This window comes from Metabacillus indicus, from assembly GCF_046603695.1.
Lineage (GTDB): Bacteria > Bacillota > Bacilli > Bacillales > Bacillaceae > Bacillus_P > Bacillus_P indicus.
Genome location: NZ_CP176757.1, coordinates 1,915,325 through 1,929,720, shown reverse-complemented (window position 1 = coordinate 1,929,720; position 14,396 = coordinate 1,915,325). Strand labels below are relative to the sequence as shown.

Annotated in this window: 12 protein-coding genes; all 12 read right to left on the bottom strand. The window is 45.3% G+C overall.

Translation table 11 applies throughout. The features are described 5' to 3' along the window. Positions 1-11: 11 nt before the first annotated feature. A complete protein-coding gene (gene pnp / locus ACK1LH_RS09655) occupies positions 12-2,129 on the bottom strand; it encodes a polyribonucleotide nucleotidyltransferase (protein ID WP_029565627.1) in 2,118 nt (705 codons plus the stop codon). 174 nt (positions 2,130-2,303) lie between these two features. Continuing rightward, a complete protein-coding gene (rpsO, locus tag ACK1LH_RS09650; RefSeq protein ID WP_029281245.1) occupies positions 2,304-2,573 on the bottom strand; it encodes a 30S ribosomal protein S15 in 270 nt (89 codons plus the stop codon). 124 nt (positions 2,574-2,697) lie between these two features. Continuing rightward, the gene (gene ribF / locus ACK1LH_RS09645; RefSeq protein WP_029565626.1) at positions 2,698-3,648 is read right to left on the bottom strand and encodes a bifunctional riboflavin kinase/FAD synthetase; all 951 of its coding nucleotides are present in this window, start codon (positions 3,646-3,648) and stop codon (positions 2,698-2,700) included. Between the two features lie 36 nt (positions 3,649-3,684). After that, on the bottom strand, positions 3,685-4,596 hold the full coding sequence (truB, locus tag ACK1LH_RS09640; protein WP_411335001.1) for a tRNA pseudouridine(55) synthase TruB: 912 nt from the start codon (positions 4,594-4,596) through the stop codon (positions 3,685-3,687). Positions 4,597-4,662: 66 nt separating this feature from the next. Then, complete coding sequence (gene rbfA / locus ACK1LH_RS09635) at positions 4,663-5,019, bottom strand: 30S ribosome-binding factor RbfA (protein ID WP_029281251.1); 357 nt, start codon at positions 5,017-5,019, stop codon at positions 4,663-4,665. Positions 5,020-5,038: 19 nt separating this feature from the next. Next, positions 5,039-5,317: a DUF503 domain-containing protein gene (locus ACK1LH_RS09630; RefSeq protein ID WP_282034546.1), complete on the bottom strand. Its 279-nt coding sequence runs from the start codon at positions 5,315-5,317 to the stop codon at positions 5,039-5,041. After that, positions 5,314-7,467, bottom strand: a complete 2,154-nt coding sequence (gene infB / locus ACK1LH_RS09625; protein WP_282034545.1) for a translation initiation factor IF-2 — start codon at positions 7,465-7,467, stop codon at positions 5,314-5,316. Before infB ends, ACK1LH_RS09630 begins: the two co-directional genes overlap by 4 nt. An 18-nt stretch (positions 7,468-7,485) precedes the next feature. Further along, positions 7,486-7,788 (bottom strand): YlxQ family RNA-binding protein, encoded by a 303-nt coding sequence (locus tag ACK1LH_RS09620; protein ID WP_029281257.1) that lies wholly within the window; start codon positions 7,786-7,788, stop codon positions 7,486-7,488. Further along, the gene (rnpM, locus tag ACK1LH_RS09615; RefSeq protein WP_029281259.1) at positions 7,788-8,063 is read right to left on the bottom strand and encodes an RNase P modulator RnpM; all 276 of its coding nucleotides are present in this window, start codon (positions 8,061-8,063) and stop codon (positions 7,788-7,790) included. The genes ACK1LH_RS09620 and rnpM overlap by 1 nt, the downstream gene beginning before the upstream one ends. Positions 8,064-8,076: 13 nt before the next feature. After that, a complete protein-coding gene (gene nusA, locus ACK1LH_RS09610; RefSeq protein WP_282034544.1) occupies positions 8,077-9,210 on the bottom strand; it encodes a transcription termination factor NusA in 1,134 nt (377 codons plus the stop codon). A 69-nt stretch (positions 9,211-9,279) separates the two neighbouring features. Beyond that, entirely contained in the window at positions 9,280-9,753 is a 474-nt protein-coding gene (rimP, locus tag ACK1LH_RS09605; protein ID WP_029281263.1) for a ribosome maturation factor RimP, read from the bottom strand. Between the two features lie 312 nt (positions 9,754-10,065). Continuing rightward, positions 10,066-14,373 carry a PolC-type DNA polymerase III gene (locus ACK1LH_RS09600; RefSeq protein WP_411335000.1) on the bottom strand — a complete coding sequence of 1,436 codons (4,308 nt, stop codon included), beginning with the start codon at positions 14,371-14,373 and terminating at the stop codon, positions 10,066-10,068. Positions 14,374-14,396 lie beyond the last annotated feature (23 nt).

The window sequence follows — 14,396 nt, the reverse complement described above, 5'->3', positions numbered from 1 at the left end:
GCTTCTACACGTTAAGAATTTTGCTTTTCTTTTTCTTTCTGTTCACGGAGAACGGCTTTTCTTGAAAGGTTGACGCGACCCTGTTTATCAATTTCAGTTACTTTGACAAGCAACTCATCACCGATTTTAACAACATCTTCAACTTTTCCGACGCGCTCTTCTGCAAGTTCAGAAATGTGTACTAAACCGTCTTTGCCATTGAAAATTTCAACGAACGCACCAAATTTTTCAACGCGTTTTACTTTACCCAAGTACAGCTGTCCTACGACTACTTCGCGGACAATGTCTTCAATAATCTGTTTCGCTTTTTGGTTCATTTCTTCGTTTGTTGAAGAGATGAAGACTGTTCCGTCTTGTTCAATGTCAATTTTCACGCCAGTTTCTTCGATGATTTTATTGATTTGTTTTCCGCTTGGTCCAATGACATCACGGATTTTATCAGGATTAATGGCCATCATCAGAATTTTTGGTGCATATGGTGAAAGCTCTGTACGCGGCTCTTTTATTGTTGCAAGCATTGACTCAAGAATCTCCATGCGTCCTTTTTTCGCCTGCAGAAGCGCTTCTTCAAGAATTTCGCGGGAAAGTCCGTCGATTTTAATATCCATTTGAAGAGCGGTAACGCCTTTTGCAGTTCCGGCCACTTTAAAGTCCATGTCGCCTAAATGATCTTCCATGCCCTGAATATCAGTCAGAACAGAATAATGATCTCCTGATTTAACAAGACCCATCGCAATACCTGCTACAGGGGCTTTCAAAGGAACACCGGCATCCATCATGGCAAGCGTGCTTGCACAGATGCTTGCCTGTGAAGTAGAACCGTTTGATTCCAAAACCTCTGATACGAGACGGACTGTATAAGGGAAGTCTTTTTCTGACGGAATAACAGGTTCAAGGGCTCTTTCACCAAGTGCTCCATGTCCGATTTCCCTGCGTCCGGGACCGCGCATAAATCCGGTTTCCCCTACGCTGAACAGAGGGAAGTTGTAATGATGCATAAAACGCTTCGTCTCTTCAAGGCCAAGACCGTCAAGAATTTGAACGTCTCCAAGTGCACCTAAAGTACAAATGCTGAGAGCCTGCGTCTGTCCGCGTGTAAACAGGCCGGAACCGTGTGTCCGGGATAGCATGCCGACTTCAGAAGAAAGAGGACGGATTTCATCAACCTTACGGCCATCCGGGCGCACTTTGTCTTCTGTGATCAGGCGGCGGACTTCCTGCTTCACTAATTTAGAAAGAATTTCTTTTACCTGTTTTAAAGTGTCAGCTTCAGCTTCCTGCTCTTCGAAGTGTGCAACCACTGTTTTTTTGACTTCATTGATTGCTTCTTCGCGGGCATGCTTCTCCTGCACCTGAATAGCTGAAAGCAGATCTTTCTCAGCCATTTCGCGAATGCCTTTTTCAAGCTCTGCATCAAGTGTGTAAAGCTTTACTTCCGATTTTTCTTTTCCTACAGCTGCAGCGATTTCTTCCTGGAAAGCAATAAGGCGCTTAATCTCATTATGGCCGAACATGATCGCTTCAAGCATGATTTCTTCAGGTACTTCATCCGCACCTGCTTCAACCATGTTGATTGCATCCTTCGTTCCGGCAACAACAAGGTGGATATCACTTTTATCCATTTGCTCAACCGTTGGATTGATTACAAACTGGCTGTCTACACGGCCGACAACGACGCCGGCAATCGGGCCTTCAAACGGAATGTCTGAAACCGTCAGTGCCAGAGAAGATCCGAACATGGCTGCCATTTCAGATGAGCAGTCCTGGTCCACACTCATGACGATGCTGACAACCTGAACTTCATTGCGGAATCCATCTGCAAACAGAGGACGAAGGGGACGGTCAATCAGGCGGCTTGCAAGAATTGCTTTCTCGCTCGGACGTCCTTCTCTTTTAATAAAGCCCCCCGGAATTTTACCGACAGCGTAAAGACGCTCCTCGTAGTTGACAGTCAGCGGGAAAAAGTCGACAGTCTTTGGTTCTTTTGATGCAGTTGCCGTGCTCAGTACGGCAGTATCTCCGTAGCGGATCATGGCCGCTCCATTTGCCTGCTTTGCAAGCTGGCCGACTTCAACAGTCAGTTCTCTGCCTGCCCAGTCAATGGAGAACACTTGTTTATCTTGTCCCATATAAAAATGAACTCCTCTCATCATATGTCACAACATACTGGTATGTATTATTATGAACGATTTAAATTCAACATATCAATGTTATTCCGGTATGTAAATAGGTCACGTGCAAATCCTGGTATTTTTATTTTCGTACACTAAAAAAGCGGGAATTTCTCCCGCTTTTTCAAAAGATTATCGGCGTAGACCAAGCTTGTTGATCAGGTCACGATAACGAGTTACGTCATTATTGCGCAGGTACGTCAAAAGATTACGGCGTTTACCTACCATTTTCAAAAGACCGCGACGTGAGTGGTGGTCTTTCTTGTGAACACGCAAATGTCCGTTAAGATTGTTAATATCCTCAGTTAGGATAGCGATTTGAACCTCTGGAGAACCAGTGTCCGTATCATGCGTTCTGTACTCAGCGATAATTTCATTCTTACGTTCTTGAGTGATTGCCATCCTATTCACCTCCTTCATTTAAAAACCCCAATTACCGAGCAAACGTTGGTGAATCGTTTTGCCAAGCAATGGTTATAAAAGTTACAAGTATTAGAATACTATTATTCGGGCCAGAAGGCAAGCATTAATCTTGCAGTTTCTGAAAAAATTGCTCAGCGGAAGCTTTATCTTTTCCGATCTGCGTAATCAGTTCGTCAATTGAACCGAATTTCTGCTCGCTCCTGATCCGTTTATACCAGAATATAGCTACATTCTTCCCATATATCGAATTATTAAACTCGAAAATATGAACTTCTATGCTGGGCTTGAGTTTTTTATCATCATAAAATGTTGGCTTGTAGCCAATGTTGCAGACTCCGTTAAAGCGTTCCCCGTCGAGTTCGAATTGAACAGCGTATACACCTGTCGGGGGAATGATATAGGCATTGTCAAGCTCGATATTGGCTGTCGGGAAGCCGATTGTTCTACCTCGCTTATCCCCGTGAATAACCGTTCCTTTTACCCTGTGCGGCCTGTTCAGAAGCGCGCAGGCATATTCAACGTCTCCGTTTCTCAGAACCTCCCTGATGAGGGTGGAACTGATTTTTCGGTCGCGGTCTGTCTGCTTGCTGATCACTGTCTGGTCAAAAGCGCTGCGCGAGTGGAACGGCATTGTTTCCATTGTGCCTTTTCCGAGTCTCCCGTAAGAGTAATCAAAGCCGGCTACCACATGTTTCACATTCAGATTGATAATATACTGGTCAATAAACTCCTGCGGCTGCAGAGCGGCAAAAGCTTCTGAAAAATTCACGATAAAAAGATAGTCGATCTGCAGATCCTCGATCAGTTCGATTTTGTCCGAAACTGCCGTAATGGCTTCTACATGCTGCGTATTTTTTCTAAGCACCACCGAAGGATGGGGATCAAACGTCATGACCGCACTTTTCAATCCTTTTTCTTCAGCCAGTTTTCTGGCAGCGGTGATGACTTCCTGATGCCCGCGGTGCACCCCGTCGAAATAGCCAAGGGCCATCGCAAGCGGAGGAAGTTCAGTACTGTTTAAAGAGTGCGGATGTGTCAGTTTAATCGTCTTCACGCCTGGTTCACCTTTTCTGTATCAGCATTCTTCACATCAGTCAATTGCAAGGACTTTGGAAGGTTTTAGGAAGTGAGGCTTTTCAGGATGCTGCCTGTATATAGCAAGACATGTCCCGTCTTCTCCGTACACAGCAATGGATTCCGCACCGGGGTTTAAACCTGCCGGAACCTCAAGCAGTGTGCCGTTTTTCACTTTCTTTGCTAATGTATCATTTATTGAAAGTTTCGGCAAATGATTTAAAGCTGTTCCAATCGGGATTAAAAGCTCCTGCAGACGGTTTTCTTCTGCCGCCTTTTCAATTTCTTCAAAGGTATGGCACTGGTCAATGGTAAATGAGCCTGAGCCTGTCCGAACGAGATGGGACATGTGGGCCGGATAGCCGAGGTGTTCGCCGATCATGACAGCAAGGGTTCTCACATACGTTCCTTTAGAGCATGAAACTCTGAAGCGGAAAGAGGCTGTTTCCCCGCCTGACTGCACACTGGACAGCAATGTCATCTCATGAACGGTAATCTTTCTTGCAGGGCGCTCAATTGTCTGTCCGGCGCGTGCGTATTCATAAAGCTTTTTGCCTCCGATTTTGACAGCAGAATACATGGGGGGCACTTGATCAATTTCACCCGTCAGGCTGCGGAGGGCCTCAAGGGCCATTTCATCTGTAATCGTTTCATTGACGGCTTTTCTTTCGACTATTTCACCGGACGCATCTTCTGTTTCGGTTGATATGCCGACGGTCACTTCTGCCTCATATGTTTTTGACTCTGCCGTCAAATACTCGACGATCTTTGTTGCGCGGCCAAGACACACAGGCAAAACGCCTGTTACATCCGGGTCAAGCGTGCCGGTGTGCCCCACCTTTTTCGTTTTTGCAATTCTTCTCATTTTCGCGACACAGTCGTGGGATGTCATTCCTGCAGGCTTATGTATTAATAAAACACCTTCCATGAAACATGTTCCGCCTTTCTGTCTGCAGGCTAAACGAAAAGGATAGACAGATGTCTATCCTTTCTTTCAGTCTTCCTGCTTGTTTTCCTGGTTGATTTCGTGAATCAGCGTTTCGATCCGGTTGCCATAGTCAACCGATTCATCAAATTCAAAAAGTATCTCAGGTGTCTTTCGGAGCCTGATGCGCTGTCCGATTTCAGAACGGATAAACCCTTTGGCTTTTGCGAGGCCTTTAAGAGTGTTTTCTCTCTTTTCCGCGTCCCCAAGAACTGAAATATAGACTTTTGCAATTTGAAGGTCTCCCGAAACTCTAACATCTGTTACAGTGACGAAACCGATGCGCGGGTCCTTGATTTTGCGGCTGATGATCTCACCAAGCTCTTTTTTCATTTGCTCGCCGACTCTGTTTGCTCTTAAACTCATGCTTTCTTTCACCTCACCGTTAAAACCAATCAAACGAGGTTACAGTGCGCTCAATTTCCGGAAACGAATCAATCATGGCAAGAGCCTTGTGAATTTCTTTTTCCGTCTGAACTTTACTTGATGTCACGGCAGCTATGCCAATCTTTGTCCTCTGCCATGTATCCTGAAAATCAATTTCTGAAACAGAGACATTCAGCCTCTGCTTCAGTCTCATTAAAACACGCTGTAAAACGGCCCGTTTGTCTTTCAGCGACCGTGCGTCATAAATGATGCATTCGCACTCCGCATATCCAATCACTTGCGTTCGATCTCTTCCATTACGTAAGCTTCAATGACGTCTCCTTCTTTAATGTCATTGAAGTTTTTGATGGTAATACCGCACTCGTAGTTCTGTGCTACTTCTTTCACATCATCTTTGAAGCGTTTCAGGACATCCACTTCGCCTTCAAATACGACGATGCCATCGCGGATTACGCGGATGCTGCTGTCACGTGTGATTTTGCCGTCCGTTACATATGAACCGGCGATGGTGCCGATTTTAGAAACTTTAATCGTCTGGCGGACTTCAACCTGGCCGATTACTTTTTCTTCAAATTCCGGATCAAGCATACCCTTCATGGCAGCTTCAATTTCTTCGATGACTTTATAAATAATGCGGTGAAGGCGAATGTCAACATTTTCGGCATCGGCCGTTCTCTTAGCATTTCCATCAGGGCGGACATTAAATCCGATGACGATGGCATTTGATGCCGATGCAAGAATCACATCGGATTCTGTGATCGCACCTACTCCGGTCATGATGATTTTCACTTTTACGCCTTCAACATCAATTTTATTAAGAGATGCTGCAAGTGCTTCGGCAGAACCTTGTACGTCAGCTTTGACAATCAGGTTGATATCTTTAATATCTCCCTGCTTGATTTGCTCAAACAAGTCGTCAAGGCTTAGTTTTGCGCCTTCTCTGCGCTGCTCGTCAATTTGCTTGCTGGCACGGGCTTCACCGACCTGGCGCGCTTTTTTCTCATCTGCAAATACCATGAACTGGTCGCCAGCCTGAGGCACATCGTTCAAGCCGGTAATTTCTACAGGAGTCGATGGTCCGACTTCTTTCACGCGTCTTCCAAGATCATTGACCATCGCACGGACGCGTCCGTATGTGTTGCCGACTACAATGGAGTCCCCAACACGGAGTGTGCCGTTCTGTACAAGCAGAGTGGCAACAGAACCGCGGCCTTTATCAAGCTGCGCTTCAATAACCGTACCCGTTGCAGAACGGTTTGGATTTGCTTTCCATTCTTCTACTTCACTTACAAGAAGAATCATCTCAAGCAATTCTTCGATACCGTCACCGGACAGTGCTGAAAGCGGAACAAAAATCGTATCTCCGCCCCATGCTTCAGAAACCAGACCGTATTCAGTCAGCTCCTGCATCACGCGGTCAGGATTTGCTGCTTCTTTATCCATTTTATTTACTGCTACGATGATCGGCACTTCAGCTGCTTTTGCATGGCTGATTGCTTCAACTGTCTGAGGCATAACACCGTCATCAGCTGCAACAACAAGAATAGTGATGTCCGTTACTTGAGCTCCGCGTGCACGCATCGTTGTAAACGCCGCATGTCCCGGTGTATCAAGGAAGGTAATCTTCTTATCGTTGACAACAACCTGGTATGCACCGATATGCTGTGTGATTCCGCCAGCCTCGCCTGCTGTTACCTTTGTGTTGCGGATCGAGTCAAGAAGCGTTGTTTTACCGTGGTCAACGTGACCCATGATCGTTACAACAGGAGGACGGATTTGAAGCTGTTCTTCCTGATCTTCCGTTTCATATCCTTCAAATTCTGTTACGTCGAATACAATGATCTCTTCGACTTCTACACCGTATTCACCCGCAATCAGCTCAATTGAATCTTTGTCAAGATCCTGGTTGATTGTGGCCATTACTCCAAGCATAAAGAGCTTTTTGATGATTTCTGAAGGCTCTTTATGAAGCTTTGAAGCAAGTTCGCCTACTGTCAGGCTGCCTGTAAACGTAATTTTGCTCGGCAGTTCTTTTTTAGGCTGAACCGGAGCTGCTCCCTGAGGTCTGCGCTGATTGCCTCCGCGCTTGTTGCCGCCGGGTTTTTTTGCTTGATTGTTTGTTTTTCCTTTATTGAAAGGCTTGTTGCCGCCTTTGTTTGCTGGTTTATTTGTATTGGCTGGTTTGTTGTTAGTATTCTCTTGTTTTTGCATAGGCGTTTTGTGATCTTCCCTTTGTTTGACAGAAATTGATTTTGATGGTTCTTTTTTATCTGCCTTGTATTTTCCGTCCAGTTTAACAATTACATGATCGTCAATCGTTGACATGTGGTTGCTGACTTCTACATTCATGCTCTGCAGGGCTGTTATGACATCCTTGCTAGAGATGTTCTGTTTTTTTGCATATTCGTATACTCTCATTTTCGTCATATGGTCACCCCCAGGAAATTAATCGAGCAAGGTTTTCATTTTAGAGGCAAAGCCTGAATCGACGATTGCCACAACGACCCGGGCATCTTTGCCAATCGCCTGGCCCAGCATATGCCGGTCCGGGACCGAAACAACAGGAATACGATAATAGCTGCATTTGTCATGTACCTTTTTGGCCGTATTATCTGATGCATCCAGAGAGAGAAGAACGAGTTTCGCGCGGGACTGCCGCACTTCTTTAATGACAAGCTCTTCCCCCGAAACAATTTTTCTTGCCCGATTTGCAAGGCCCAGTAAGGACATCCATTGCTGTTTCGACATTAATGGTTCTCCTTTTCAGCCAGCTGAAGCAATTCTTCATAGATGCTGTCTTCAATTTTCACTTGCAGGTGGTTTGCGAGGACATTTTTCTTCTTCGCCTGCAAAATAGCGTCTTTATCAAGAGAGAGGTATGCTCCCCGCCCGTTTTTCTTCCCTGTGGGATCGACGGAGACTTCGCCTTCTTTTGAACGGACAATACGAACAAGTTCTTTTTTAGGTTTCATTTCTCCAGTTGCCACGCATTTGCGGAGCGGAACTTTTCTTTGATTGTTCACATTGCCTCACCTCTTACTTGTCTAGTTCGTCATCATTGAAGGAAAAAAGCGGCTCGTCATCTTCGCTGTCTTCAAGCGGAACATTTGCTCCGGCACGAGGGTAGATACCCATTTGAACAGCATCTGATTCACTCTTAATATCAATTTTCCAGTTTGTCAGTTTGGCTGCAAGGCGGGCATTCTGGCCTCTTTTGCCAATTGCAAGGGAAAGCTGATAATCAGGCACAACAACTGTTGTCGCCTTTTCTTCCTCGTTTACATTGACGTCAAGAACTTTGGAAGGGCTTAGGGCATTGGCAACAAATTCGACCGGATCATTCGACCAGTTGACGATGTCGATTTTTTCACCCTTCAGCTCGTTTACAATCGCCTGAACACGCTGGCCTTTAGGTCCGACACATGAGCCGACTGGATCAACTTCGGAATTCTCGGAGTAAACAGAGATTTTCGAACGGTCGCCTGCTTCACGGGCTACAGATTTAATTTCAACGGTTCCGTCATAGATCTCCGGAACTTCAATTTCAAATAAGCGCTTCAGCAGGCCCGGATGAGTGCGCGAAACGAAAATTTGGGGACCCTTCGTTGTTTTTTCCACTTTCGTGATAAAAACTTTAATGCGGTCATGAGGCTTGTATTTTTCGTTCGGCATCTGTTCGCTGACAGGAAGGAGCGCTTCAATTTTGCCCAGGCTGACGTAGATGAACTTAGAATCGATGCGCTGCACGATTCCTGTCATAATATCTTCTTCGCGGTCTACGAATTCAGAGTAAATGACTCCGCGTTCTGCTTCGCGCACGCGCTGAGTGACGACCTGCTTCGCTGTTTGGGCTGCTATGCGGCCGAAATCCTTCGGTGTTACTTCCATTTCCATCACATCATTTACCTGAAAGCTCGGATTGACGCTTTGGGCTTCTTCAACAGAAACTTCAAGTCTTGGATCATACACTTCATCCACGACATCTTTTCTTGCAAAGACTCTCATTGTTCCTGTGTCGCGGTTAAGATCCACGCGCACATTCTGCGCCTGATTGAAATTTCGTTTATAAGCAGAGATCAAAGCAGCTTCAATTGCTTCAATGATCACTTCTTTGCTGATGCCCTTTTCTTTTTCAAGGATGGTTAAGGCATCCAGTAATTCATTACTCATTTTAACGGTTTCCCCCTTATCCATATAGCAGAAATACTTGCATCCTGCTTTTCATTTCATAAAAACAAGTTAATTGAAGGTGACAGCGAGTCTTGCGCTGGCAACTTTTTCGTATGGAATCTGAATTTGTTTTTTCCGGGTCTTAATTGTGACTGTTACAACGACGTGTTCTCCGTCAAATCCAGTCAGCTCGCCTTCAAAAACTTTTGAGCCTTCGAAAGGTTCATATGTTTTGATGTACACATTTTTCCCAATCGATTTTTCGAAGTCAGCTTCTTTTTTTAGCGGGCGTTCTGCACCGGGAGATGAAACTTCGAGGAAATAATTTTGTTCGATCGGATCTGTTTCATCCAGCTTTTCGCTGAGCTTCTCGCTGACAATCGCACAATGCTCAATATCAATTCCATCGCTTGAGTCTATGAATACGCGAAGAAACCATTCTTTTCCTTCTTTAACAAATTCAATATCCACTAATTCCAATGTTAATTCATCTAAAATCGGCGTCACTAGTTCGGCAACGATTTCAGTAACTTTTTTGCTCATCCCGTTCCTCCTTGTGAAATAGAAGCAAATATAGCTTTTAGCTGCTGAAAAACCCTGCTTCATATTGAGCAGGGAATGTATGTACTAAACACGCGATCCGAATGAAGAGACACAAAATATCTCTACTCAATACGAAAGAGTGGGTTTCCCCACTCTCTGCCTCTAACTATCGTTAGCATTTCCATAAAGAATATAACATAACCGGCCATTTATTGCAAATTAAAATCATAGACCGTTCAAGGTTCTGAGCCAAATTGCAAGAAAAAAACGCTGGTACAGCACCGGTAATTTTCTCCTGTTTCAGGCTTGTCATTAAAACAGCGAAAGCTGATTCTGGTCAGGGAGCGACTCAAGACATCCCTGGTTCGTCAGGTACTCAATGATTGTCTTGGATACTTTTCCCCGCTGCTGAAGGTCTTCTTTTGAAAGAAACTCCCCTTCTTCTCTTGCTTTTACAATGTTGATGGCGGCATTTGTCCCAAGTCCCGGAATGGAATTAAAAGGCGGGATGAGCGAATTGCCGTCGATCAGGAAATCTGTTGCACTTGAGCGGTAAAGGTCGACCTTCTGGAAGGAGTACCCCCGTTCGCACATTTCAAGAGCCAGTTCAAGGACAGTCAGCAAACTTTTTTCCTTAGGAGATGCTTCAAGCCCTTTCTGGTTGATCTCCTCAATTCTCGCTCTGATTGCAGCAGAGCCCTTTGCCATGCTTTCTACGTCAAAATCATCTGCACGGACGGTAAAATACGCAGAATAATAAAGAAGCGCATGATGGACTTTAAAGTAGGCGATGCGGACTGCCATTAATACATAGGCAGCTGCGTGGGCCTTAGGGAACATATATTTGATTTTCAGGCAGGAGCCAATATACCAGTCAGGCACATTGTTTTTTTTCATCTCTTCAACCATCTCAGGCGTCAGTCCTTTTCCTTTTCGGACAGATTCCATGATTTTAAAAGCAAAAGATGGATCAAGCCCCTGATAAATCAAGTAAACCATAATGTCATCACGGCATCCGATTACTTCGCTCAGGGTGCATGTGTTGTCATGGATAAGCTCCTGCGCATTTCCTAGCCATACATCTGTTCCATGAGAAAGGCCCGATATTTGGACAAGCTCTGAAAAGGTTGTCGGTTTCGTATCTTCAAGCATCTGGCGGACAAACCTTGTTCCGAATTCGGGAATGCCAAGGGTGCCGGTTTTGCACATAATCTGCTCTTCCGTTACGCCGAGTGATTCTGTCCCGCTGAAGATCTTCATAACTTCTTTGTCGTCAGTCGGAATCGTTTTGGGATCTATCCCGCTCAGGTCCTGAAGCATTCTGATTACCGTCGGATCATCGTGTCCGAGGATATCGAGCTTCAGAAGATTGTCGTGAATGGAATGGAAGTCAAAGTGAGTTGTTTTCCATTCCGCACCGGTGGCATCTGCCGGAAACTGAATCGGTGAAAAATCGTAGATGTCCATATAGTCAGGAACTACGATAATACCGCCCGGATGCTGCCCTGTGCTTCGTTTTACGCCTGTGCAGCCCTGCACGAGACGGTCAACTTCTGCATTACGGAGCATGAGGTTGTTATCACCCGCATATCCCTTGACATAGCCGTAAGCCGTTTTCTCTGCCACGGTGCCGATTGTTCCTGCACGGTAAACATTATCTTCGCCAAACAGTTCTTTTGTGTAGTTGTGGGCTCTTGGCTGGTATTCTCCTGAAAAGTTCAAATCGATATCAGGAACTTTATCTCCTTTAAATCCAAGGAACGTTTCAAACGGGATGTCATGGCCGTCTTTATGGTATTTTGCCCCGCATTCCGGACAATCTTTGTTCGGAAGGTCAAAACCCGATCCGACAGATCCGTCATTGAAAAATTCCGAGTGCTTGCAGTCAGGGCAGACATAATGCGGCGGCAGAGGATTCACTTCGGTAATTTCCGTCATCGTCGCAACGAGCGACGATCCGACGGAACCCCTGGATCCTACTAGATAGCCGTCGTCAAGCGACTTTTTAACAAGTTTATGGGAAATGAGGTAAATAACCGCGAACCCATGGCCGATGATGCTCTTTAATTCTTTTTCAAGCCTGGCTTCCACAATTTCCGGGAGATCGTCTCCATAGATGCTTCTCGCCATGCCGTAGCTCATATCGCGGATTTCCTGGTCTGCACCTTCAATTTTTGGCGTATACAGGTCGTCCTTGATCGGTTTAATGTCATCCACCATAGCTGATACTTTATGAGTGTTGTCAATGACAATTTCACGCGCTTTTTCTTTTCCGAGAAAATCAAAGCAGTCAAGCATCTCGTTCGTTGAACGGAAATGCACATTCGGAAGTTCATGGCGGTTAAGCGGATTTGCCCCGCCCTGCGAACTTACGAGGATTTTCCGGTAAATCTTGTCCTCCGGCTGAAGATAATGTACGTTTCCTGTTGCAACAACAGGCTTTTCAAGCTTTTCGCCAAGGCTGACAAGATTTGAGATGATCTCTTTCAGCGCCATTTCATCCCTTATATATTCCATTTGGATTAAATGACGGTATACCTCTGGCGGCTGAACTTCAATGTAGTCATAAAATGCTGCAATGTCTTCCACTTCTTCAGGCGATTTTTGCATCATGCCTTCAAATACTTCACCGCGGTCGCACGCCGATCCGACAATAATCCCTTCCCGGTGTTTGACAAGCTGAGATCTCGGGATGCGCGCAACTCTGTAGAAGTAATCTATATGCGACATGGAAACGAGTTTAAACAGGTTTTTCAGTCCCGTTTCATTCTGGGCAAGAAGGATGGCATGATACGGACGCGCCCGCTGGTAAGCATTGCCCTGGCCCATATTGTCATTAAGCTGAAGGTGATTTTCAATTCCCTTTTCAGCTGCATCCTTGAGCATGCGCAACAGCAGATATCCAGTTGCTTCAGCATCATAAATGGCACGGTGATGCTGAGTAAGCTCAATGTCAAATTTCTTGGCAAGTGTGTTCAGCCTGTGGCTTTTCATCTCGGGATAAAGGAAGCGTCCAAGTTCAAGCGTATCTATGACCGGATTTGCAGCCTTCCCGGTGCCAAGCAGCTTTTTGTAGCCTACATTCAAAAAGCCCATATCAAAGCTTGCATTGTGCGCAACGAGTATGTCATCCCCGGTCCACTCTTTAAACCGGCGAAGCACTTCATCCACATTCGGGGCGTTTGCCACCATATCATCGGTGATCCCCGTCAGATCAATCGTAGTAGCCGACAGCCGGTGATGGGGATTGGCGAATGACTCAAACCGGTCAATGATTTCTCCGTTTCTGATTTTGACAGCAGCGAGTTCAATAATTGTGTCATAAACAGCGGAAAGACCTGTCGTCTCAACGTCAAAAACTACATAGGTTGCTTCAGGCAAAAAGCGGTCCTGCGGATTGTAGGCGATCGGAACTCCGTCATCCACCAGATTGATTTCCACGCCGTACAAAATCTTGATGCCGTTTTTCTTTCCTGCCGAATAGGCTTCAGGGAAAGACTGCGCCACTGCATGATCTGTAATCGCAATTGCGGGATGGCCCCACTTTTTAGCCTGTCCGACAAGCGAGCCGACTGATGATACAGCATCCATCTGGCTCATCGGACTGTGAAGATGAAGTTCAATCCGCTTTTCTTCCGAAGTATCCTGTCTGACTTCCGGTTTGATCTCGTTGATATCATTTGCAATCATGACAAGATCTCTTACAAACGTATCGTTTTGGATGCTTCCGCGCACTTTCACCCACATGCCCTTTTTCAATGTTAGAAGGAGTGCCGCATCTTCTTTATCACGGGCAAACATTTTCACGAGTATGGAGTTTGTGTAGTCTGTTATTTTAAAGGTGCTGAGCGTTCTGCCGCTCCTTAATTCTCTTGTTTCTGCATCAAACACATAGCCTTGTACGGTGATGCGGCGCTCTTCATCTTCGATTGTATCAATCTGCTTAATTTCTTCGTCATTTTTTATCGCATATCCGATCATCAGCGGACCTTGCGGAGCTTCATCCTGCTCTTTGTCTTTCTTCTCCATTTCGGTGATGGCGAGCATGACTTTTTCCTGATCCTCGAGTTTTTTCTTTTCCTGGAATTGAGCTATTTCTTCTTTTGAAATAGTCGTTTTCGTATCAAATTGCAGGGACGGAAACCCGTACTGCGAAAAGCTGTCCTGAAGCAGCGGTGTATATTTTTTCTTAATGGCCATTGCTTCTGTTTCATTTTTCGTTTTAATGATCAGTTTGACCCCCTGCACTTCAGGAGTCTGTTCATTTAAAAGAGACAGCATGGGAGGAGAGATTCCCTCAAGCTCCTGAACACAAACCGACCAGTAGTCTGCAACGAGTTTTTCATTGAACGACTGATCTTGGACCGTCAGCTGAAAGGTTACATCTGCAATATGAGAAAATGCTTTTGTCAGCTTTGCCTGAAAAAGGCGGTATGCATCAAATGGGAGGATTTTTTGAAAGGAAAACTGAAACTCCCATTTTTTCTGCTGCTTTAAAACAGTCAGTTTTGTAATGGCACCTTCAGAGAAAAACGGGTAAACCGTATCTTCTGTCAGCCCGATTTGCTGAAGCAGAAGGTGAAATCGTTCTTTTTGAGCCTTGAGACGCTCTTCTTGCATGTCTGATTTTTCCCTCCTTGAAA